This window comes from Bradyrhizobium sp. 17, assembly GCF_023073515.1.
Lineage (GTDB): Bacteria > Pseudomonadota > Alphaproteobacteria > Rhizobiales > Xanthobacteraceae > Bradyrhizobium > Bradyrhizobium canariense_D.
On the sequence record NZ_JADPJQ010000012.1, the window covers coordinates 142,500 to 162,857 of the forward strand.

The 20,358-nt window shown below is 65.0% G+C and carries 20 protein-coding genes; 4 read left to right on the forward strand and 16 right to left on the reverse strand.

Going from position 1 to position 20,358, the window contains the following annotated elements:
- Nucleotides 1-22 precede the first annotated feature (22 nt).
- Nucleotides 23-388 carry a preprotein translocase subunit YajC gene (gene yajC, locus IVB13_RS01905; RefSeq protein WP_007610701.1) on the reverse strand — a complete coding sequence of 122 codons (366 nt, stop codon included), beginning with the start codon at nucleotides 386-388 and terminating at the stop codon, nucleotides 23-25.
- A gap of 180 nt (nucleotides 389-568) precedes the next feature.
- On the opposite strand from yajC, the gene IVB13_RS01910 reads away from it, so the two are divergent.
- Nucleotides 569-1,585: an ATP-binding protein gene (locus tag IVB13_RS01910; RefSeq protein WP_018458021.1), complete on the forward strand. Its 1,017-nt coding sequence runs from the start codon at nucleotides 569-571 to the stop codon at nucleotides 1,583-1,585.
- 157 nt (nucleotides 1,586-1,742) lie between these two features.
- Here the strand turns inward: IVB13_RS01910 and IVB13_RS01915 are convergent, their stop codons facing one another.
- Both IVB13_RS01915 and IVB13_RS01920 read right to left on the reverse strand, forming a co-directional pair.
- On the reverse strand, nucleotides 1,743-3,128 hold the full coding sequence (locus IVB13_RS01915; protein WP_247487474.1) for a LysM peptidoglycan-binding domain-containing M23 family metallopeptidase: 1,386 nt from the start codon (nucleotides 3,126-3,128) through the stop codon (nucleotides 1,743-1,745).
- 109 nt (nucleotides 3,129-3,237) lie between these two features.
- Nucleotides 3,238-3,888: a protein-L-isoaspartate(D-aspartate) O-methyltransferase gene (locus tag IVB13_RS01920; protein ID WP_026233485.1), complete on the reverse strand. Its 651-nt coding sequence runs from the start codon at nucleotides 3,886-3,888 to the stop codon at nucleotides 3,238-3,240.
- Nucleotides 3,889-4,113: 225 nt separating this feature from the next.
- Between IVB13_RS01920 and IVB13_RS01925 the strand changes: the two genes are divergently transcribed.
- Nucleotides 4,114-4,485, forward strand: a complete 372-nt coding sequence (locus IVB13_RS01925; RefSeq protein ID WP_007590670.1) for a response regulator — start codon at nucleotides 4,114-4,116, stop codon at nucleotides 4,483-4,485.
- 35 nt (nucleotides 4,486-4,520) lie between these two features.
- Here IVB13_RS01925 and surE read toward each other — a convergent pair whose 3' ends face one another.
- The 12 genes from surE to IVB13_RS01985 form a co-directional block, all read right to left on the reverse strand.
- The gene (surE, locus tag IVB13_RS01930) at nucleotides 4,521-5,288 is read right to left on the reverse strand and encodes a 5'/3'-nucleotidase SurE (RefSeq protein WP_085353192.1); all 768 of its coding nucleotides are present in this window, start codon (nucleotides 5,286-5,288) and stop codon (nucleotides 4,521-4,523) included.
- A 104-nt stretch (nucleotides 5,289-5,392) separates the two neighbouring features.
- Nucleotides 5,393-5,755, reverse strand: a complete 363-nt coding sequence (locus tag IVB13_RS01935) for a hypothetical protein (RefSeq protein ID WP_247392816.1) — start codon at nucleotides 5,753-5,755, stop codon at nucleotides 5,393-5,395.
- A 94-nt stretch (nucleotides 5,756-5,849) separates the two neighbouring features.
- A complete protein-coding gene (gene serS / locus IVB13_RS01940; protein ID WP_018458027.1) occupies nucleotides 5,850-7,181 on the reverse strand; it encodes a serine--tRNA ligase in 1,332 nt (443 codons plus the stop codon).
- Between the two features lie 198 nt (nucleotides 7,182-7,379).
- Nucleotides 7,380-8,192 (reverse strand): twin-arginine translocase subunit TatC, encoded by an 813-nt coding sequence (gene tatC / locus IVB13_RS01945; protein WP_018458028.1) that lies wholly within the window; start codon nucleotides 8,190-8,192, stop codon nucleotides 7,380-7,382.
- Entirely contained in the window at nucleotides 8,189-8,674 is a 486-nt protein-coding gene (gene tatB, locus IVB13_RS01950) for a Sec-independent protein translocase protein TatB (protein ID WP_247487476.1), read from the reverse strand. Before tatB ends, tatC begins: the two co-directional genes overlap by 4 nt.
- Nucleotides 8,675-8,762: 88 nt before the next feature.
- Nucleotides 8,763-8,999: a twin-arginine translocase TatA/TatE family subunit gene (locus IVB13_RS01955; protein WP_007610722.1), complete on the reverse strand. Its 237-nt coding sequence runs from the start codon at nucleotides 8,997-8,999 to the stop codon at nucleotides 8,763-8,765.
- A 166-nt stretch (nucleotides 9,000-9,165) separates the two neighbouring features.
- Nucleotides 9,166-9,918 carry an SMC-Scp complex subunit ScpB gene (gene scpB / locus IVB13_RS01960; protein ID WP_018458030.1) on the reverse strand — a complete coding sequence of 251 codons (753 nt, stop codon included), beginning with the start codon at nucleotides 9,916-9,918 and terminating at the stop codon, nucleotides 9,166-9,168.
- 21 nt (nucleotides 9,919-9,939) lie between these two features.
- Nucleotides 9,940-10,779 (reverse strand): ScpA family protein, encoded by an 840-nt coding sequence (locus IVB13_RS01965; protein ID WP_027518127.1) that lies wholly within the window; start codon nucleotides 10,777-10,779, stop codon nucleotides 9,940-9,942.
- On the reverse strand, nucleotides 10,776-11,804 hold the full coding sequence (nagZ, locus tag IVB13_RS01970) for a beta-N-acetylhexosaminidase (RefSeq protein ID WP_247487478.1): 1,029 nt from the start codon (nucleotides 11,802-11,804) through the stop codon (nucleotides 10,776-10,778). The genes IVB13_RS01965 and nagZ overlap by 4 nt, the downstream gene beginning before the upstream one ends.
- A 45-nt stretch (nucleotides 11,805-11,849) precedes the next feature.
- On the reverse strand, nucleotides 11,850-13,469 hold the full coding sequence (locus IVB13_RS01975) for an SPOR domain-containing protein (RefSeq protein WP_247487678.1): 1,620 nt from the start codon (nucleotides 13,467-13,469) through the stop codon (nucleotides 11,850-11,852).
- Nucleotides 13,470-13,608: 139 nt separating this feature from the next.
- Nucleotides 13,609-15,399, reverse strand: a complete 1,791-nt coding sequence (argS, locus tag IVB13_RS01980; protein WP_204511290.1) for an arginine--tRNA ligase — start codon at nucleotides 15,397-15,399, stop codon at nucleotides 13,609-13,611.
- A gap of 9 nt (nucleotides 15,400-15,408) precedes the next feature.
- On the reverse strand, nucleotides 15,409-16,617 hold the full coding sequence (locus IVB13_RS01985; RefSeq protein WP_247487480.1) for a deoxyguanosinetriphosphate triphosphohydrolase: 1,209 nt from the start codon (nucleotides 16,615-16,617) through the stop codon (nucleotides 15,409-15,411).
- Between the two features lie 134 nt (nucleotides 16,618-16,751).
- Between IVB13_RS01985 and erpA the strand changes: the two genes are divergently transcribed.
- The gene (gene erpA / locus IVB13_RS01990; protein ID WP_007610737.1) at nucleotides 16,752-17,081 is read left to right on the forward strand and encodes an iron-sulfur cluster insertion protein ErpA; all 330 of its coding nucleotides are present in this window, start codon (nucleotides 16,752-16,754) and stop codon (nucleotides 17,079-17,081) included.
- A gap of 9 nt (nucleotides 17,082-17,090) precedes the next feature.
- On the opposite strand, the gene IVB13_RS01995 is transcribed toward erpA, so the two are convergent.
- On the reverse strand, nucleotides 17,091-19,421 hold the full coding sequence (locus tag IVB13_RS01995) for an ATP-binding protein (protein ID WP_247487482.1): 2,331 nt from the start codon (nucleotides 19,419-19,421) through the stop codon (nucleotides 17,091-17,093).
- Between the two features lie 133 nt (nucleotides 19,422-19,554).
- Between IVB13_RS01995 and xth the strand changes: the two genes are divergently transcribed.
- Nucleotides 19,555-20,352, forward strand: a complete 798-nt coding sequence (gene xth, locus IVB13_RS02000) for an exodeoxyribonuclease III (protein ID WP_247487485.1) — start codon at nucleotides 19,555-19,557, stop codon at nucleotides 20,350-20,352.
- The last annotated feature ends 6 nt before the right edge of the window (nucleotides 20,353-20,358 follow it).

Below are 20,358 nucleotides of genomic sequence, written 5' to 3' on the forward strand. Positions count from 1 at the left end.
CTTGAGAGACTCGCGGAAGCACTCACTTCGACGCGGCGTCTTCCTTGGCGCTTTCCTTGGATTCCTTGGCCGGCTCGCCCTTGGCGCGTACGCCGGAGACCATCGAGCGCATCTGCCGCACGCGCACGCCATCGGCGATCTCGAACTCGATCTGGTCGTCGTCGACGACCTTGGTGACCTTGCCGACGAGACCGCCCGAGGTCACGACGGTGTCGCCGCGGCGGATGTTCTTCACCAGGTCGGCGTGGTCACGGACCTTCTTCTGCTGCGGACGCAGAATCAGGAAGTACATGATCACGAAGATCAGGGCGAACGGCAGCAGCGACATCAACATGCCGCTGGTGTCGCCGGCGCCCGCAGCCTGGGCATACGCAGGGGTAATCAGCATTCGGACGATCCTCGTGAGAACGGGGGAAAACCGGTCAGGCCCAAATGGCGACCGGTTCGGTCAAATTCGCGCGGACTATAGCGGCCATTGCCCCAATTGCAACGCTGCCAGACCGCCCTTTTAGCCACCTTGCGGCGCGCGCACAGGCCCGATAAGGCTGCATTCTCAGGAACTTCGGACATGCCCCAAAAACCAAGCAAAAGCCCGGCCGGCAAAGGCCCTCGCACCCCTGCCGCGAAGGCAGCCGGCGTCGCGGCAAAACGTCCCAAGGTGGCCCTCAAGGCGGCTTCCAAGACGATTTCCAAGACGACGTCCAAGACGAACCAAAACGTCTCCCAGCAGCGCATCGTTCGCGCGCTGGAGACGATTGCGGCGCACCTCTCCGCGCAAGGCAAGCCCGCCGCCGAACGCGAGTCGTTCAAGCAGGCGGATGCTTTCGTCTGGCACCCGGACGGCCGCCTTGCGGCGGTGCCGCGGGTCAGCCGCGTCGAAATGTTCCTGCTCAAGGGCGTCGACCGGATGCGCGACATCCTGATGGAGAACACCGAGCGTTTCGCCAACGGATTGCCCGCCAACAACGCGCTGCTCTGGGGCGCGCGCGGCATGGGCAAGTCGTCGCTGGTGAAGGCGGCGCATGCCAGCATCAACGCGGAGCGCAAACCGGCCGACAGACTGAAGCTGATCGAGATTCATCGCGAGGACATCGAGAGCCTGCCCGCCCTCATGGAACAGCTTCGCGCCTCATCCTTCCGTTTCATCGTGTTCTGCGACGACCTCTCGTTCGACGGCAATGATGCGTCCTACAAATCGCTCAAGGCGGTGCTCGAAGGCGGCATCGAGGGGCGGCCGGAGAACGTCATCCTCTACGCCACCTCCAACCGCCGCCATCTGCTGGCGCGCGAGATGATCGAGAACGAGCGCTCGACCGCGATCAATCCCGGCGAAGCCGTCGAGGAGAAGGTCTCGCTGTCGGATCGCTTCGGTCTCTGGCTCGGCTTCCACCGGTGCAGCCAGGACGAATATCTCGCCATGGTGCGGGGCTATTGCAGCCATTTCGGCGTGAAGATCGACGATGACGCCCTGGAACGCGAGGCACTTGAATGGTCGACGACGCGCGGCTCGCGCTCGGGCCGTGTCGCCTGGCAGTTCGTCCAGGAGCTTGCGGGACGGCTCGGCGTCAAGCTGGCGGCGACGTAGCCACAGTCATAGCCCAACCCAAAACTGTCATCGCCCGCGAAAGCGGGCGATCCAGTATTCCAGAGACGGTTGTGATCGATCGAGAGGCCGCGGCGTACTGGGTCGCCCGGTCAAGCCGGGCGACGACAGCTTCAGTTGGGAGACAATGTAGGCCTCATCACGCCCCGTTCAGGAATTGAAGCGGATCAACCGGGCTCGATCCCTTGCGGATCTCGAAGTGGAGCTGCGGCGACGCCACCTCCCCGGATTGACCCGACTTGGCAATGACCTGGCCGCGCTTGATGGTATCGCCGCGCTTCACCATCAGCTCACTCGCATGGGCATATGCGGTGACGTAGCCGTTGGAGTGCCGAACCAGGACCAGATTGCCGTAACCTTTCAGCTCGTTGCCGGAATAGGCAACGACACCGTCTTCGGCCGCCTTGACCGGCGTGCCCTCGGGCACCGCGAGATTGATGCCGTCGTTGGATTTGCCATTGGTCTTGGCGCCGTAGCTCGTGACCACCTTGCCGCGCACCGGCCAGCGGAAAGTCGGCAGCGCGCTGGTGGTCTCCGCAGCTTTCGCGGGAGTGTCCGCGGCCTTGTCTTCGACGTTGGCGGTGGCCTGGGCCAGGCGCGCGCTCTGCACCGGCGCGGCGACGGCGGCCATCTTGGTGGCGGGCGCAGGCGCGGCAGCAACCGGCTGCAGCGTCCCCGCGACGGGAGCGGCTCCGACCGGAGCCGCGGCAAGCGGTGCTGCGACAGCGGCGGTCTTGGCCCCGGGCACGGCCAGCCTGGCGCCGAGCTTGAGTTTTGCAGAGGGATCGAGGCCGTTGGCGCGGGCCAATTCGGCCGACGAGATATGGTTCTTGCGGGCAATGCTGGCGAGCGTGTCGCCGTGGTTCACGAAGTGCGTGCTTGACGGCGCGGCAACGGCCGCAACCGGCTTCGCAGCGGGCGCTGGGGCAGCGGCAACGGAAGCCATGAGCGGCGCGGGCGCAGCCGCCGTAGCTTGGTGCGGAATGATCAGTTGCTGGCCGGGCGAGAGCGCGCGCGGCCCCTTATAGCCGTTGGCGGCGAGGATCGCCTGCGGCGTGACGCGATAGCGTTTGGCAAGCAGGTCGAGCGTATCGCTGGTGCCGACGATGATCTTGGTTCCGCCGATCGGCTGGGCGGCTGCAACCGAGCGTGGCGGCACGGTGGCCGTGGTCTCGAGATGCGGCTGCGCCGGGGGTGCGTAGGAGCTCACGCCGCGTCCGCCTCCGGACACACCGCCTGCTGCAACGGGGTAGGATTGCGGCGTGGATACCGCCGGCGGCAAAGGCTGCGACTGATAATAACCGGACTGCGTCTGCGGCCGCGAATATTGCGGCAACTCACGCTGCGGCGGCGGGGCCTGCTGCACCGAACCGGTCGATTCCTGCGCGAAGGGATTGGAGAAGTTCGACTGGGACATGCGCGACGACATGTCGGCGCTGCACCCTGCGAAGCTAAAGGAGATCAGCGCCAGCACCGCGACCTGCGGCACACGGCGCGAGTAAAGCAACTCGGCGGCAACGGACATGGTTACTCACTCGTACGCAACAGAACTGGTGTTTTAAGTAAACACGCGCCGAGTAAATAACGGCTTAACCCTCCCAATAAGATGTTGGCAGCGCAGCCAATCCGGAATTCTACAGCTCCCGCGCCACGCCGGGCAGCGCCGGCACGAAGCGGACCTCGACGAGTTCCTTGCGCTCGATCCCGGCTTCGGTCCGGCTCAGCCGGATCAGCGTCTGCACCCCCTGATGCGGGCCGACGGGCGCGATCAGGATGCCACCCACCTCCAGCCGCTCGACCAGGTTCTCCGGGAGCTGCTCCATCGCGGCCGTGACGATGATGCGATCGAACGGGCCAATATTGGGGGGCAGATTGAGTCCGTCGCCCAGCATCACCTCGACGTTGTGATAGTTGAGTTTTTCAAGCCTGATACGTGCGGCATCCGCAAGCTTGCGGTAGCGCTCGACCGTCAACACCTGGCCGGCGAGCCGCGACAGCACCGCCGCCTGGTAGCCCGAGCCGGCGCCGATCTCGAGGACGCGGTGCTTCTTCTGAAGCTGGAGCTGCTCGGTCATGTAGGCGACGACAAAGGGCTGGCTGATGGTCTGCCCGCAGGCGATCGGGAGCGCGCTGTCGCGATATGCGCCGTCCCGATCGGCGTCGTCGACGAATTGATCGCGCGGCACCTCCTCCATGGCCCTCAGGACCGCCTGGTCGCTGATGCCCCGACGCCTCAGCGTGAGCTGAAACATCATCTTTTCCGGCGGGTGCTGATGGGGGGTCATTGCCTGCTTGTGCTGTGTTTGCGGTCCGGGACGCCCAACCTGGGCGCGAGATTCCTGTTCCGGCTCAGGGAACCCATGATAGGCTTCGGATGGCGTAGTTGACCATAAATTGGCTTGCAACGGGCGAGCCGCGATGGCCATTTTCAGGCATCCGTTCGTCGAAACGCGCATTGCGTCGATTCATGTTATCTGCGAACGTTTTTGGCAATGGGCAAGGACTCGACCATGACCGCGACGGGGCTTACTGGCCGCTCTGTATTCCTCGTCGAAGACGAGGTGATGATCAGGATGATGGTCGCGGACATGCTCGAAGAGCTTGGCTACAAGATCGCAGCCGAGGCGGGCGACATCACCGAAGCCATGCGGCTCGCCCAGGCAACCGAGTTCGACATCGCCATTCTCGACGTCAACGTCAACGGCAAGGTCATCTCGCCGGTCGCCGATGTCATCAAGGCGAAGGGCTGCCCGTTCATCTTCGCCACCGGATACGGTTCCTCGGGCCTGCCCGAGCAGTACCGCGATCGGCCGGCGCTTCAGAAGCCATTTCAGCTCGACGCCCTCGGCAAGACCATCGAAGCCGCGCTTCGCGGCGGCTAGGCCCCATTCCAGGTCGGATTACTTCAGCGTCGGACTTACTTCAGCGTCGCACTCAGCGCCTCGGAAAACGCCTCGTTGGTCCGGTCGAGCCTGAGCGGCGTGACGGAGACGTAGCGTTCGCGGAGCGCCGCGAGATCGGTGCCGTCGGCCGGCGTATCCATCATCGCGGTGCGCTCGAAGCCGATCCAGAAATACGGATTGCCACGGCCGTCCCTGCGCTCGTCGATCCTAAGGAAGCCGAGATTGCGCTTGCCTTGCCGCGTCACGCGGATGCCCAGCACATCCTCCGGCGCGCAGGCCGGGAAGTTGACGTTGATGACGGTGTCCTTCGGGATGCCGGCGGCGATCACCTTGCGCAGGATGTCGGGCCCGAATTTGCGGGCCGTGTCCCACAGCGGCCGGTCGCGGGTCTCCACGCTGAACTCCTGCGACAGGGCGAAGGACGGCAGCCCCAGGATGGTGCCCTCCAGCGCGCCGGCGATGGTGCCGGAATAGACCACGTCCTCGGCGACGTTGCGGCCCTTGTTGACGCCGGACAGCACGACATCGGGCAGCTTGGCGCCGAGGATGTGGCGCGCGCCCATGATGACGCAGTCGGTCGGCGTGCCGCGCACCGCGAAATGCCGCGGTCCGACCTCGCGTAGGCGCAGCGGATCGTTCAGCGACAGCGAATGCGACACGCCGGACTGGTCGAGCTCAGGCGCGACCACCCAGACGTCATCGGACAATGCACGCGCGATCTCCTCCAGGACCTTGAGGCCGGGGGCGTGGATGCCGTCGTCATTGGTGCAGAGAATGCGCATGGGAAAGGTCGATTCCTGAAGCGGGTCTGAGCCGTCTTATCCGGCCGGGGCCGATCAGGCAAACCGGCCGGCTGGGGGCGGCACCCGGTTGCCGGCTTGGCCGGCTATCGGCGAACGCGCCATTGCGGCAGGAAGCGCGCCAGCCGGCCCTCCGCGTGCAATTTCATCGCCGGCACGACCGGGCTCACGATGGGAGCCTCGATGACGCCGAGCGCCTCCAGCTGTGCGACGAACGCGTCCGGCACCGGCGCCTGCGGAAAGCGTTCGCGTGCCAGCGACAGTGCCTGGTCGAAATCCGCGGCATTCACACCGGGCTTGGCGCGCCGGCTCTGGACCAGATCGTCGTCCCAGAGCCGCGTGATCGCGATGTCGAGCACGCCACGCAGCCGCTGATCGACGGCCTGGATACCGGCACCCGTCACCGCCCATTGTCTGCCGACCCAGAAGATATCGCGGTGCAAGGCCATGAACGATCGGTTCGCGTTGTCGGGTGGCCGGCAGGATAACCGGCCGCCCGATCTTCGCAACCAAACGTTTCTCCGTTTCAGATTGGCGGCACGCCTAGTCGCGTGCGACCACCTTCAGCCCGCCCATATAGGGCTGGAGCACGCTGGGGACCGCAATCGAGCCGTCCTCTTGCTGATAGGTCTCCATCACGGCGATCAACGCGCGGCCGAGCGCTGTGCCGGAGCCGTTGAGCGTGTGCACGAACCGCGGCTTGCCATCGGGGCCGCGCGAGCGCGCGTCCATCCGGCGGGCCTGGAAATCGCCGCAAACCGAGCAGCTTGAGATCTCGCGGAATGCCCCGCCGTCGCCCTGACCCGGCATCCAGACCTCGATGTCATAGGTTTTTTGCGACGAGAAACCCATATCCCCGGTGCACAGCGTCATCACGCGGTAATGCAGCTCGAGCCGTCGCAGCACTTCCTCGGCACAGGCGAGCATGCGCTCGTGCTCGTCCTTGCTCGTCTCCGGCGTCGTGATCGAGACCAGTTCGACCTTGGTGAACTGGTGCTGCCGGATCATGCCGCGGGTGTCGCGCCCTGCGGCGCCCGCCTCCGCGCGAAAACACGGCGTCAGCGCAGTCAGCCGCATCGGCAGCTGCTTTTCGTCGAGGATGGATTCTCGGACGAGATTGGTGAGCGCCACCTCCGCGGTCGGAATGATCCCGAGACGCTCGGTCCGGAGCCGCTCATGGTCGGGCGCGGCGAGCAATTCGCCCTTGATCGCCCAGAACTGGTCGTCCTCGAACTTCGGCAATTGTCCGGTGCCGAACATGATCTCGTTGCGCACGAGCAGCGGCGGATTGATCTCGGTATAGCCGTGCTCGTCAACGTGTAGATTCAGCATGAACTGGCCGAGCGCGCGTTCGAGCCGCGCCAGTCCCTTCTTCAACACGACGAAGCGCGCGCCGGAGAGCTTCGCTGCGGTCTCGAAATCCATGTCACCGAGCGCGGCGCCGAGATCGTCATGGGGTTTTGGCACGAACGCGTAGTTGCGCCTGTTGCCGAAGACATGGCGCTGCACATTGCCGTGCTCGTCGACACCATCGGGCACCTCGCCGAGCGGCAGATTGGGGATCGCCGCCAGCTCCTTGGCGAGCTCCTCGTCGGCAGCCTTCGCGGTCGCCTCGAGCTCCGGCATGGTGGTCTTGAGCTCGGCGACCTCCGCCATCAGCTTCGCCGCGCGCGCCTCGTCCTTCGTCTTCTTGGCATCGCCGATTTCCTTTGAGGCCGCATTGCGCCGCGCCTGCGCCTGCTCGGAAGCCAGGATCGCCGCACGCCGGGTCTCGTCGATCGCAAGCAGCGACGCCGACATCGGCTTCAGGCCGCGTCGTGCGAGGCCGGCGTCGAAGGCTTGCGGGTTGTCGCGGATCGATTTGATGTCGTGCATGGCCGTGGTCCTGGGGCTTGTTGCAACCCTGCAAATCCTGGATTTGCATTTATGCAAATGGCTGCTTCCCCTAGCACGGCTGTCATCGCCCGCGAAAGCGGGCGATCCAGTATTCCAGAAACATCACTGATTCCCCATAGGCCGCGGCGTACTGGATTCCCCGCTTTCGCGGGGAATGACACCGGAGTATGGGGCGCCCTACTCTGCCGGATTGGCCGGCGTCGATACGTCGGTGCCGCTAGAGGCTTGCGAAGCTGCAGCCTTCTTCTCCACAATTCCCACCGCGATGATCGAGCCCTCGTAGAGCGCGAGCAAGGGAATCGCGAGCGAGCACTGGCTGAGCACATCGGGCGGGGTCAGAACGGCCGCGATGACGAAGGCAACGACGATGAAATAGCGGCGCTTCTCGCGCAGCATTTTAGACGTGACGATGCCGATGCGCCCCAGCAGCGTCAGGATCACCGGAAGCTGGAAGGCGATGCCGAAGGCGAAGATCAGCGACATCATCAGCGACAGATATTCGCCGACCTTGGGCAGCAGCTGGATCTGCGCGGTCTCGTCACTGCCGGCCTGCTGCATGCCGAGCGAGAAGCGGACCAGCATGGGCAGCACGACGAAATAGACCAGTGCTGCGCCCAGCACGAAGAAGAACGGGGTCGCGACCAGATACGGCAGGAAGGCCTGCTTCTCGTGCTTGTAGAGTCCGGGAGCGACGAACTTATAGATTTGTGTCGCGACGATCGGGAACGAGATGAAGCCGGCGCCGAACAGCGCGAGCTTGAGCTGGGTGATGAAATATTCCAGCAGCGCGGTGTAGATGAATTTCGAGTTCTCGGGACCCGCGATCCACACGAACGGCCAGACCAGCACGTTGTAGATCTGCTTGGCGAAGAAGAAGCAGAAGATGAAGGCAATGCCGAAGCCGAGCAGCGCTTTGATCAGCCGCGAACGCAGCTCGATCAAATGGTCCATCAGGGGAGCTTTGCTGGCCTCGATATCGGCGGCGCTCATGACGCTTTGGCGTCCTTAATCGCCTCGGCCGGCGCAATGGCGAGCGGCTCGTTCACGGCCGCATGTGCCTCGGCTTCCACGAAGGTCTCCGGCGTCGGCGCTTCCGGCGTGGTGGGCGTCGTCAGCGCTTCGCTTGAAGTCGCCGACGGTTCGACAGCGGTGGAGATCGAGGTCTCGGCGGGCTTGTCCAGCGCATCGACGCGGAGCGCGTCGCTGACGTCTTTCTGGAGCGAGGTCATCAAATTGTTGCCGGCGAAGCCGGAAGCCGCTTCCTTGACCTCGTCGAAGCTCTTCTTGAGGTCGGCCATTTCGGCCTCGCGCATCGCTTCCTGGAATTGGCCCTGGAATTCGGCGGCCATCTTGCGCGCCTTGCCCATCCACTGCCCGACCATGCGCAGCACGCCCGGCAGCTCTTTCGGGCCGATGGCGATCAGGGCCACGACCCCGATCAGGACCAGTTCACTCCACCCGATGTCGAACATGAGGTCTTCCGTTCACGCCAGCCGCAGCCGGCCCAATCCCTCGCGCGCAGGATCGGGTCCGCTACCCGCGTCTCGCGTGCTCTCTGGCTCAGACGGCCTTGCTGCCGACGTCCGACCGTGCCGCGGTCGGCGCGGCATTGTTGTGCTCGATGGACTTGGCCGGCTCGGGCTTGTCGGCGACCTTGTCGTCGTCCTGCATGCCCTTCTTGAACGCCTTGATGCCCTGCGCCACGTCGCCCATCAGATCCGAGATCTTGCCGCGACCGAACAGCAGCAGGACCACTGCGATCACCAGGACCCAGTGCCAAATGCTGAGTGAACCCATCCTGCAACCCTCCAAACGCGCATGGCCGGGGACCGGCCGATCTTCACCGAAACCTAGGCTTGGCAGGTGTCAAAAACAAGGACCAAGGCAGCGCCAATTCGCTGTTGGCGCTACGTAATTTTGCTAGTGTTAACTGGTCGCAGGCGGCCGGTAAAAGGCCCGGACTTCAGTCCTCGCTGCCACCCCCGCCCCCCTCATGGCCGCCTTCCGGCGGCGTCTCGGGCTCGACCGCGGGCGCCAGCGCCAGATCAAGGTCCTCGCCCGGCTCCAGCGGATCCTCGTCTTCCCGCAAAGTCGGGTCATCCGACGGCGTCGGCACGCTGAATCCGGTCGGCAGGCGCGAATCCAGCAGGCCCGTGCCCTTCAGCTCCTCCAGGCCCGGCAAATCGCCGAGCTGTTCCAGAGTAAACTGCGACAGGAAGTCCTCGGTGGTTCCGAAGGTCAAGGGACGGCCCGGCGTCTTGCGACGACCGCGCGGCTTGATCCAGCCGGTTTCCAGCAGCACGTCCAGCGTGCCCTTCGAGGTGACGACGCCGCGGATCTCCTCGATCTCGGCGCGCGTCACCGGCTGGTGATAGGCGATGATCGCCAGCACTTCGATCGCGGCGCGCGACAGGCGGCGGGTCTCGGTGCTCTCGCGGGTCATCAGCCAGGCGAGATCGCCCGCGGTACGGAAGGTCCATTTGTTGGCGACCCGCACGAGATTCACGCCGCGCAGGGAGTAGTCGGCCTGCAACTGCTCGAGCGCGGCCTTCACGTCGACGCCCTCGGGCATGCGCTTGGCCAGCGTCGCGGTGTCCAGCGGTTCATTCGAAGCGAACAGCAGCGCTTCCAGCAGCCGCAATTCTTCGGGACGTGCCTGGGACTCGTTCTCCATCGGCTCGGCCTCTTCTACCCGCACTTCAGCCAGGCTTGCCATGGCAGATTCTCCTTGTTGCACTTAAGCGACCGGCGCATCGGGCGCAGGAGCTGCGTCCATGACCGGCTTGGGGCGCCCCTTCCGGAAATAGATGGGCGCAAACGCCTCTTTCTGATTCAGCTCGAGCTGACCTTCGCGCACCAGCTCGAGCGCAGCCGCGAAACTCGAGGCGAGCACCGTCGCGCGCTGCGTCGGATCGGCGACATGCTGAAGCAGAAAATCGTCGAGAACGCCCCAATCGTCTTGCTCGCTGATGCTGCCGACCAGCCGCTCCAGCGTGGCGCGCGCCTCGGCGAGCGACCACACCGTGCGCTTGGCCAGATGCACGCTCGCCAGCACGCGCGACTGGCGCTGCGCGGCATAGGCGGTGAGCAGGTCATAGAGCGTCGCGGTATATTTCGGATGCCTGATCTCGGCGATCTGCTCGGGCTCGCCGCGCGGGAAAATGTCGCGCAGCAATTGCTGCCGGTTCATCAGCCGGTTGGCGGCTTCACGAATGGCCTCCAGCCGGCGCAGCCGATTGGCGAGCGCCGTTGCCATCTGCTCGGCGCTCGGGCCTTCCGCACTCGGCGGCTCCGGCAGCAGCAGACGCGATTTCAAGAAGGCGAGCCATGCCGCCATCACGAGATAGTCGGCGGCGAGCTCGAGGCGGATCTTTCGCGCGGCTTCGATGAAGTGGAGATACTGGTCGGCGAGCGCCAGGATCGAGATCTTGGCGAGATCTACCTTCTGCTGCCGCGCCAGTGCGAGCAGCAGGTCGAGCGGACCTTCATAACCCTCGACGTCCACCACCAACGCCGGCTCACCCTCGGCGAGCTCTGCGGGCCGCCCGGTTTCAAACGATAGGATTTCTGCGGTCATGCCGATGCCGTGTTTGCCCGTGCGATCAATGCCTCCAGTTCGGCGCGCGCGGCCGCGCGATCGAACGGTTGCGGTCCTTTACGCGCAGCGAGCGCGGCGTTCGCCCGCTCCAGCGCCCTGCCCGCCAGTTCGGGTGTCTGGCCGGCGACCTCACGCATTTCCTCGATGTTGCCGTTGCAATGCAGGGCCATGTCGCAGCCGGCCGCAAAAATGGCGCGGGTCCGTTCGGCGATGTTGCCCGACAGCGCGTTCATCGACACGTCATCACTCATTAACAAACCCTGGAACCCGATTGCGCCGCGAATCACCTCAGCGATCATTGTCGCAGATGTCGTCGCCGGATGGGCGGGGTCGACCGCGCTAAACACAACATGTGCAGTCATGGCCATCGGCAAATCCGCCAAAGGCTTGAATGCCGCGAAGTCGGTGCGATCCAGTTCGTCGCGCGACGTGTCGACCGTCGGCAGATTGAAATGGGTATCGGCCGTAGCTCGGCCATGGCCGGGGATGTGCTTGAGCACCGGCAACACGCCACCCTGTTCCAGGCCCTCGGTGACCGCGCGGGCGATCGCGGCGACCTTTCCCGGTTCGGTGCCGTAAGCCCTGTTCCCGATGACGGCGTTGGCGCCAGCCACCGGCACGTCGGCCAGCGGCAAGCAATCCACGGTAATGCCGAGATCTGCGAGATCGCACGCGATCAGCCGGGCGCTGAGGCGCGCCGCGGTCAGCCCGAGCGCCGAATCAGTATCGTAGAGGCCTGCGAAAATAGCGCCCGGCGGATAGACCGGCCAATGCGGCGGCGTGAGGCGCTGCACCCGCCCACCCTCCTGATCGATCAGGACAGGGGCATCAGCGAAACCCGCAACCGCCCGCAATTCCGCAACGAGTGCAGCAACTTGAGCCGGCGTCTCGACATTGCGCTTGAAGAGGATGAAGCCCCACGGGCGTTCGCTGCGGATAAACTCCCGCTCGGCGGGGGTTAGTTCCGTTCCGGAAACGCCGGTAATGAAGGCCCGCGTGCTCATACGGCCGATTAACCCTGACCCGCGAGAGGGTCAAGGAAACGGCCGTTAATTCCTCTGGACGAAGCAGGCAGACAGGCCAGCGGATTTCAAACTGTTGCAGGCCTGGTTCGCCTCTTCGAGCGATCCGTACGGCCCAGCGAAGGCGCGGTAGACGATTCCCTTGCCCTTGTCGGTCAGGTCGACCCGCTTGACCACGGGTGCGCGGGAGCCAAGCACGCTGCCGTACTTGCTCTGAAGCACCCGGTACGAGGCGTGGGCGCTATCCTCGGTCTGCTGCGAGGAGACCTGCACGACGTAGCCGCCGCCACCGCTGCTCGCGGGCGCAATTTGCGTCGGATTGGTCGCAGCCATCCGCTGCGGTGGCTCCGCGGCCGGCGCCGATTGCGGCGCAAGCGAGAGCGGCTGATTGGCACTGGCATTGGCCGAGGTCGGCGGAGTGCGTGGTGCAGCTGGTGCCGCAACGGGCTTCGGGAGAGCTGTCGGCTTCGCGGCCGTGGCCGCTTGCGACGCGGTGGCGTCGGTCTGATCGCCCTTCACGGCCACGGTCCTGATCGCGCGCGGCGAATTGTTCGGCAGCGTGCCGTTGCTCGGATTCGGGCCCGCACTCGACAGCGGAATGCTGGACGGCGACACGCTCGCGACTGGCGGCGGGTTCGCGTTCTGGTTCAGCGCCGGGAACACCACGCGGGGACCTCCCGCCTTGGCGTTGACGTCGACAGGCGCCTCCTCGCGCGGGACGATCTTCTCGGCGCCATCTCCGGTGACCATGCGGTCCGGTACCTTGGCCGAGGAGTCCGACGGCGCCGGCACGATTTTGGTCGGCGTGTTGTCGGCCTTGATGATCGGCGGCTCGCCGCTGCGGGGCGAGCCCACATAGGTCTTGTAAGCGAACGCAGCGCCGGTCCCGACCACGGCAAGGGCCAGGATCGCCGCGACGGTCATCATGCCGCCGCGCTGCTTCTTCGGCTCGTCGAGATCGGCCTCGGGATAGTCGCTCTGGAACGCGTAAGGATCGTCGGGATAGGCGGGATCGCGCTGATAGTCCTGCTCGCCCGCCTCCAGCCGTCCGTAGAGCGCCTCGTCGTAGCGCGCCGGATCGGGCTGCTGGTGGGCTTGCTCCTGGTAAGCCTGATCGGGCTGCTGATATGCCTGATCCTGATAGGCCTGCCCCTGATGGGTGCGAGCTTGATAGGCCTGATCCGGATAGGCCTGCGGCTGATGGGTGCGAGCTTGATAGGCCTGATCCGGATAGGCCTGCGGCTGACGATAATCAGGTTCAGGCTCGGGCGCAGTCGGCTGGGCTGAATAACGATGCAGTGGATGAACCGGGTTTACGGAAGCGGGATAGGCAGGCTCAGCTGGCACCGTCTGCGGCTGCACATTGGCGCGCCGCATCCATGAGGGTGGCCCGGGCGGCGGCGGGGCCTGCTCGGCATAGTCCTGCTGGCCATCGTCCTGGCGATAGTCGTCGTCCTGATAGCTCTGGGCAGGCGCAGGTGCTGCAGGCGGGTGCACGCTCGGCCGCCCTTGCGCTGCGAACGGATCGGTCTGCCCGATCAGGCGGGCAAGTTCGGCCAAGGGATCACCGCTCTCCGCCCTCCCATGCTGATCGCCACCGCGATAGTCATCGGAAGGAAACGGTCTGTCCTGATATCGTTCGGCCATCGTGATGATGCGTCCCTTCGGGAAAGCCGCGCGCCCCTCGACCAAGGCGCGGCTTTCGACCCACAAGGCTTTCAACCAAGTCTAAGCGATCCGGCTTCTGCCGGTTACCCCCGAAATCCCTTAAGTAGTTCGCCCCAAACTACCGCATCTCGTCCGGAGCATGGACGCCGAGGATGGCGAGGCCCGATGCCAGGACAGAGACGACGCCCTGGACCATGGCCAGCCGCGCCTTCGTTAGATCTGCATCATTATTGATAATGAAGCGTAAATAGGGCAAATCGCGCCCCTTCGTCCAAAGTGCATGAAATTCGCTGGCTAAATCATAGAGATAGAAGGCAATTCGGTGCGGCTCGTGGGCGGTTGCGGCCGCTTCCAGCATGCGCGGAAATATTGCGAGCCGCTTAAGAAGGTCGAGTTCAGCCGGGTCCGACAGCCGTTCCACCGCCGACTCACCCAGCCAGGCGATGCGCTTTTCCGTTTCCTCCGGGAGTTCCGGGAACACCTCGGCCCGGGCGTTGCGGAAGATCGAGTGGCCGCGGGCGTGGCCGTACTGCACGTAGAACACCGGGTTGTCGCGCGACTGTTCCATGACCTTGGCAAGGTCGAAGTCGAGCACCGCGTCGTTCTTGCGGTAGAGCATCATGAAGCGGACGGCGTCCTGGCCGACTTCATCCACCACCTCACGCAAGGTGACGAAGTCCCCGCTCCGCTTGGACATTTTCACCGGCTCGCCGTTGCGCAGCAACTTCACCAGTTGGACGATCTTGACGTCGAGCGCCCCCTTGCCGGAGGTGGTCGCCTTCACCGCCGCCTGCATGCGCTTGATGTAGCCGCCATGGTCGGCGCCCCAGACGTCGATCATCTCCGCGAAACCACGATCGAACTTGTTCTTGTGGTAGGCGATGTCGGCGGCGAAGTAGGTGTAGGAATTATCCGACTTGATCAGCGGGCGATCGACGTCGTCGCCATAGGCGGTCGCCTTGAACAGCAACTGCTCGCGATCTTCCCAATCCTCGGTCGGAGCCCCCTTTGGGGGCGGCAGACGGCCCTGGTAGACGTCGCCCTTGGCGCGCAGGAAATCGATGGTCTCGGCGACCTTGTTGTTGCCGGCGTTCTGTAGCGAGCGCTCGGAGAAGAACACGTCGTGGCGGATGTTGAGCGCGGCGAGATCATCCTTGATCTCGTCCATCATCATCGCGATCGCCTTGGCGCGCACCGTCGGTAGCCACGCGCCCTCGCTCACGGCGAGGAGCTTGTCGCCGTGCTCCTGCGCCAGCGCCTGCCCGACCGGCTTCAGATAGTCGCCGGGATAGAGGCCTTCCGGCATCGCGCCGATGTCTTCGCCGAGCGCCTCGCGATACCGGAGGAACGCGGAGCGGGCGAGCACGTCGACCTGCGCGCCGGCGTCGTTGATGTAATATTCGCGCGTGACGTCACGGCCTGCGAATTCAAGCAGGCTCGCCAGCGCATCGCCGAACACGGCGCCGCGGCAATGGCCGACATGCATCGGTCCGGTGGGGTTGGCGGAGACATATTCGACGTTGACCTTGGAGCCGCCGCGGACGCGGCCGTAATCGGCGCCCTCGCGCAGCACGGTCCGTAGCGCCTCGGCCCATGCGGCCGGCTCCAGCGTCAGGTTGATGAAGCCTGGACCTGCGACGTCGACCTTGGCGATCAACGGGTCCGCGCGCAGCCGTTCGGCGATCTGCTCGGCGAGGTCGCGCGGCTTTGCCTTTGCCTCTTTCGCAAGCACCATGGCTGCGTTGGTCGCCATGTCGCCATGGGAAGCATCGCGCGGCGGCTCGACCACCACGCGCGAGAAATCGATGCCCTCGGGCCAGTTGGCTTCCGCCGCGAGCGCGCGGCAGACCGCGTGCACGCGTGCGAGCACGTCGGCGAACAGGTGCAGTGCTGAGGATGTGTCGGGCATGGGCGCCGCCTAACGCAAATCCGGGGTCGAGTCAAAGAGCCGCTGGTGCTCGGTCAGGGCGAAACGGTCGGTCATTCCGGCAATGAAATTCCCGATCCGGCGGGCCCGGTCGCCCTCATTGTCCGCCTCCGCCCCGACCAGCCATTCCGGCGGCAGCTCGCCGGGCGAGGTGAGGTATTTTGCGAACAGGTCGAACAGGATCTGTTCCGCCTCGCCCATCACCCGCATGACCCGCTTGTGGCGGTACATGTGCTGATAGAGAAAGCGCTTGATGGCGGCCTCCTCCTCGGCGACCGCGGCGGGGAATGCGATCAATGCCCGGCTCTGCTGGCGCACGTCCTGTGCGGATTGCGGTTTCACGACGGCAAGGTTTATCTGGGCCTCGGCGAACACGGCACCGATCAAGTGTGAGATCAGCTCGCGCACCAGCTCGGCGCCGCGCCTGACGTCTTCGAGATCGGGGTAATGCGCAGAAGTCTCGGCGATGATCTCCGCGGTCAGCGGCATCACCTTGAGGTCGTCGAGGTGAAACAGGCCGGCGCGCAGACCGTCGTCGATATCGTGGGCATCATAGGCGATGTCGTCCGCGATCGCGGCGACCTGTGCCTCCAGCGAGGCGAAACTCCACAATTCGAGATCATAGATCTTGATGTAGTCGGCGATGCCGACGGGAACGCCGCGCTCGCGATAACGCCCGGCCGGCGCACCGCTGCGATCGGTCAGCGGGCCGTTGTGCTTGACGATGCCCTCCAGCGCTTCCCAGGTCAGGTTGAGCCCGTCGAATTCGGGATAGCGCTGTTCCAGGGCCGCAACGACGCGGAGCGTCTGGGCGTTGTGATCGAAGCCGCCAAAATCCTTCAGGCAGGCGTCCAGCGCCCGCTCGCCGGCGTGCCCGAACGGCGGATGGCCGAGATCGTGGGCGAGCGCCAGGGTTTCCGTGAGGTCCTCGTCCAGCCCGAGCTGCCGGGCCAGCGCGCGGGCGATCTGCGCCACCTCCAGCGAATGGGTCAGCCGGGTGCGGTAGTGGTCGCCCTCGTGGAAGACGAACACCTGGGTCTTGTATTTCAGCCGGCGGAACGCGGTGGAATGGATCACCCGGTCGCAATCCCGTCGAAACGGGCTGCGGGTCCGGCTTGGCGGTTCCGCGACCAATCGGCCGCGACTGCGCTCCGGATCGCAGGCATAGGGCGCGTGGGGGGCAGCCATTCCGACGGACACGGCGAATTTAGTCTCTATCCATTTGATTCTGCGTATGGTGGCACTTAACTATGCCGGACGCGGGATACCAACTGAATAGGGCACGTGACCTTCAGGTGACCTTGGTGTGACCGCGGGCCTATCGGAGACGAACGATGACGACTGACGTGACCATCAGTGACAAGGCCGCACGCCGGATTGGGGAGATCCTCAAGGGCGAAGGGTCTGGCGCGATGCTGCGGATCTCGGTCGAGGGCGGAGGCTGTTCCGGCTTCCAGTACAAGTTCGACATTGACCGTGCCCGCACTGACGACGATCTCGTGATCGAGCAGGACAATGCGGTGGTGCTGGTCGATTCCGCCTCGCAGCCGTTCCTGGCGGGGTCGCAGGTCGATTTCGTCGACGATCTGATCGGCGCCTCGTTCCGCGTCAACAATCCGAACGCCACGGCGTCCTGCGGCTGCGGGACCAGCTTCTCGATCTGACGTCGCCGGCTAGGCGCCGGTCATCTGCCTTTCCTCGTCCGTCCACTCCACGTCGACCGACATGAGCTCCGGCTGAAGTGGTGCGTCTCCCGCCATCACATGTCCATCGAGCGCGCGCAGCAGCGCCGCCAGCAGCGCGGGTTTGCGTAGCGGCTTGGCCAGGAAGTCCGACATGCCGGCCTCGCGGCAGATCTTGACGTCCTCGGGGAAGGCATTGGCGGTGAGCGCGATGATCGGCAAGGATTCGAATCGGCCACCTTGCGCACGGATCGCCCGGGTTGCGGCAAGGCCGTCCATGTCGGGCATCCGCACGTCCATCAGCACGAGATCGTAGTCTTCCTCCGAGGCCGCCGCGACGGCCTCGACGCCGTCGGTGACGACGCGCAGCTCGACGTCGAAGGCCCCTAACATCTTGCTCACGACCATGCGGTTGACGGCGTCGTCCTCGGCGACCAGCACCCTCAGCGGTCGGTCGAGACTCGCGATACGCGCCTTGAGGTAGTCGGCTTCGTCGCGGTCGGCAATGTAGTCGGATGCCTGCTCCTGGCTCCAGGGCAGCACCAGCGTGAAGCTGAATGTCGAGCCCTCGCCCGGCGTCGAGGTGACGCCGATGGTGCCGCCCATCTGTTCGATGATGCGCCGGGAGATCGCAAGCCCAAGCCCGGTCCCGCCGAAGCGGCGGCTGATCGAGGCGTCGGCCTGCGCGAAGTCGGAGAAGAGCTGGCCAAGCTTCTCGGGGGCGATGCCGATACCGCTGTCGGTCACGCTCCATTCGACGGTGGCGAGCAGATCGCGGCGGGCCTGACAGACGGCTGCGATCGTGACTTCGCCTTGGTCGGTGAACTTCACCGCGTTGGATGCGAGGTTGAGCAGGACCTGGCGGATACGCGCGACATCGCCGCGCAGCGTCGGCGGCAGGTTCGGATCGAGCTTGACCTTGACCGCGAGCCCCTTGCTCTTGGCACTCGCGCGCACGACGGTCGCCAATGTCTCTACCAGCGCCTGCGGCGCGAAGTCGATCACCTCGAACGCGAAGCGTCCAGCCTCGAGCTTGGAGAGGTCCAGGATGTCGTTGAGGATGCGCTGGAGATTGTCGCCGGACTCGCGGATCGTGGTGACGGCCTCGTGCTGCTCCGGATCGAGTTTTGTCTCCAGCAGCATGCTGGCAAGCCCGAGCACGCCGTTCATCGGCGTGCGGATCTCGTGGCTCATCACCGCGAGGAAATCCGATTTGGCGCGGCTCTCGGCCTCGGCCTTTTCCGCGCGCCAGCGCTCGGTCACGTCGCGGCCGAAGCCGCGATAGCCGAGGAATTGACCGTCGCGGTCGTAGGCCGGCTTCGCGGTGAGCGACCACAGCCGCGCCTCGCCGCCGGCGACGACCTTGAGGTTCATCTCGTGCAGCGGTTCGGCGTGCTCCATCAGGCCGACGACATTGTAGGCCGCGCTCTTGTCTTCGGGGCACAGCATGTCGAGCACGTCGGCGAAATGCGAGCCCTTCAGCAAGGCCAGTGGCAGCTGTGCGACCGCGGCGAAGCGCTCGGGCACGTCGACCAAATGCCCTTCGGCGTCGGTCTGCCACAGCCAGTCGCTGGCGTTCTCCTGAAAATCTTTCAGCAATAGTGAGATGATCTCGGTCTTGCGCTCGAGCTCAAGCTGGGCCTTGAGATTGCCAAGGAACAGATTGCCTTGCGAGACGATGTTGCGCGCCATGAAGAACGCGAACAGCAGCAGGAACACCGCGGTCACGAGGTAAGGCCCGGCGCCGCACAACAGCAACGCCCCGGCGCAGGCGATCGTGGTCGTCGCGAGATAGACGAGGCCCGCGCGCGGGAAGGTCGAGAGCGTGAAGGCACCGCCGGACATCATGCCGACCATCAGGCAGGCGAGAATGAGCTGGCTGGTCGGCTCGATTCGGCTGAAGAGCGCGACCGGCAGCGTGCCCCAGATTGCGGCGAGGAAGAACGCCTGCCGCAACATCTGCCGCGCGGCGCGGGGTGAGGCTTCCTGAGGCGGGCTTTGGTGGGAGCGCCGCCACGCGCGCACCGCGAGCGAGGCGGCGGTCGCGAGGGTCATGCCCCAGATCGCGAGAAAGTCGTTCCAGCCACGACCCCAGAACAAAATCAGCACCACCGCGACGTTGAGCATAGTGACGGCCATCGTCACCGGGATCAGGCGTATCACCGCGTCGATCTGCTTGGCACGGATGCGGCTCAGCTCGCGCTCGCTGAGACCGGCGGTCAGGCCGTCCTCGATCTCGTAGCCGCCGAGCCAGTACAGGAACGCGCCGATCAACCCGTCGCGGGGCTCGGTTCGCTTCATGGCTTTGTTCGGCCGTCCCATTCGAAAAACCTTTTCACGATCAATGGCCCGGGCCCGACTTAAGCCGGGTTAATTTTGTGGGAGATTTCGCAGCGTCCTTGACGGGCGCGTTTGCATTTTGTTCTAACCATGGCCCCTGCCCGGAGCCGCCAAGATGCCCATCAGAATAGCCACCTGGAACGTGAACTCGGTCCGGCAGCGCATCGATCTCCTCCTGACCTGGCTGAAGGAGTGCCAGCCGGACATCGTCTGCCTCCAGGAGATCAAATGCGTCGACGACGCCTTCCCGCGGCTGGAGATCGAGGCGCTCGGCTACAACGTGGTCACCCACGGGCAGAAGACGTTCAACGGTGTCGCCCTGCTCTCCAAGCTCCGGTTCGACGAGACCAAGTCGGGGCTGGCCGGCGACGACGAGGATGCGCATGCCCGCTTCCTCGAAGGCGTGGTGACGCTCAAGTCCGGCGTGCTGCGCATCGCCTGCCTCTATCTGCCCAATGGCAACCCGGTCGGGACCGAGAAATATCCCTACAAGCTCAAATGGATGTCGCGGCTTCTTGAGTATTCGAAGGAGCGCCTCAAGACCGAGGAGCCGCTGATCCTCGCAGGCGACTTCAACGTCATCCCGCATGCCCGGGACGTCCATAATCCCGCCGCCTGGACCGAGGACGCCCTGTTCAAGGCCGAGACGCGGGAAAGTTTTCAGTCCCTGCTCGGCCTCGGCCTGACCGATGCGCTTCGGGCCGTCACCGACGAGCCCGGGCTCTACACGTTCTGGGACTACCAGGCCGGCGCCTGGCAGAAGAACCACGGCCTGCGGATCGACCACCTTCTGCTGTCGCCACAGGCCAGCGACCGGCTCGCCAATGTCGGCATCGACAGCTATGTGCGCAGCTGGGAGAAGCCGTCGGACCACGTGCCGGTGTGGGCGGATCTCGATCTTGAGGCGGCGTGAGGCCGC

Coding starts and splice junctions, on each gene's coding strand:
- IVB13_RS01925 (WP_007590670.1), top strand. CDS start 4,114: ATGACCGCGACGGGGCTTACTGGCCGCTCTGTATTCCTCGTCGAAGAC.
- IVB13_RS01920 (WP_026233485.1), bottom strand. CDS start 3,888: ATGACCCCCCATCAGCACCCGCCGGAAAAGATGATGTTTCAGCTCACG.
- IVB13_RS01965 (WP_027518127.1), bottom strand. CDS start 10,779: ATGACCGCAGAAATCCTATCGTTTGAAACCGGGCGGCCCGCAGAGCTC.
- tatC (WP_018458028.1), bottom strand. CDS start 8,192: ATGAGCGCCGCCGATATCGAGGCCAGCAAAGCTCCCCTGATGGACCAT.
- IVB13_RS01935 (WP_247392816.1), bottom strand. CDS start 5,755: ATGGCCTTGCACCGCGATATCTTCTGGGTCGGCAGACAATGGGCGGTG.
- IVB13_RS01955 (WP_007610722.1), bottom strand. CDS start 8,999: ATGGGTTCACTCAGCATTTGGCACTGGGTCCTGGTGATCGCAGTGGTC.
- IVB13_RS01995 (WP_247487482.1), bottom strand. CDS start 19,421: ATGGGACGGCCGAACAAAGCCATGAAGCGAACCGAGCCCCGCGACGGG.
- IVB13_RS01975 (WP_247487678.1), bottom strand. CDS start 13,469: ATGGCCGAACGATATCAGGACAGACCGTTTCCTTCCGATGACTATCGC.
- tatB (WP_247487476.1), bottom strand. CDS start 8,674: ATGTTCGACATCGGGTGGAGTGAACTGGTCCTGATCGGGGTCGTGGCC.
- nagZ (WP_247487478.1), bottom strand. CDS start 11,804: ATGAGCACGCGGGCCTTCATTACCGGCGTTTCCGGAACGGAACTAACC.
- surE (WP_085353192.1), bottom strand. CDS start 5,288: ATGCGCATTCTCTGCACCAATGACGACGGCATCCACGCCCCCGGCCTC.
- argS (WP_204511290.1), bottom strand. CDS start 15,399: ATGCCCGACACATCCTCAGCACTGCACCTGTTCGCCGACGTGCTCGCA.
- serS (WP_018458027.1), bottom strand. CDS start 7,181: ATGCACGACATCAAATCGATCCGCGACAACCCGCAAGCCTTCGACGCC.
- xth (WP_247487485.1), top strand. CDS start 19,555: ATGCCCATCAGAATAGCCACCTGGAACGTGAACTCGGTCCGGCAGCGC.
- IVB13_RS01915 (WP_247487474.1), bottom strand. CDS start 3,128: ATGTCCGTTGCCGCCGAGTTGCTTTACTCGCGCCGTGTGCCGCAGGTC.
- scpB (WP_018458030.1), bottom strand. CDS start 9,918: ATGGCAAGCCTGGCTGAAGTGCGGGTAGAAGAGGCCGAGCCGATGGAG.
- IVB13_RS01910 (WP_018458021.1), top strand. CDS start 569: ATGCCCCAAAAACCAAGCAAAAGCCCGGCCGGCAAAGGCCCTCGCACC.
- yajC (WP_007610701.1), bottom strand. CDS start 388: ATGCTGATTACCCCTGCGTATGCCCAGGCTGCGGGCGCCGGCGACACC.
- erpA (WP_007610737.1), top strand. CDS start 16,752: ATGACGACTGACGTGACCATCAGTGACAAGGCCGCACGCCGGATTGGG.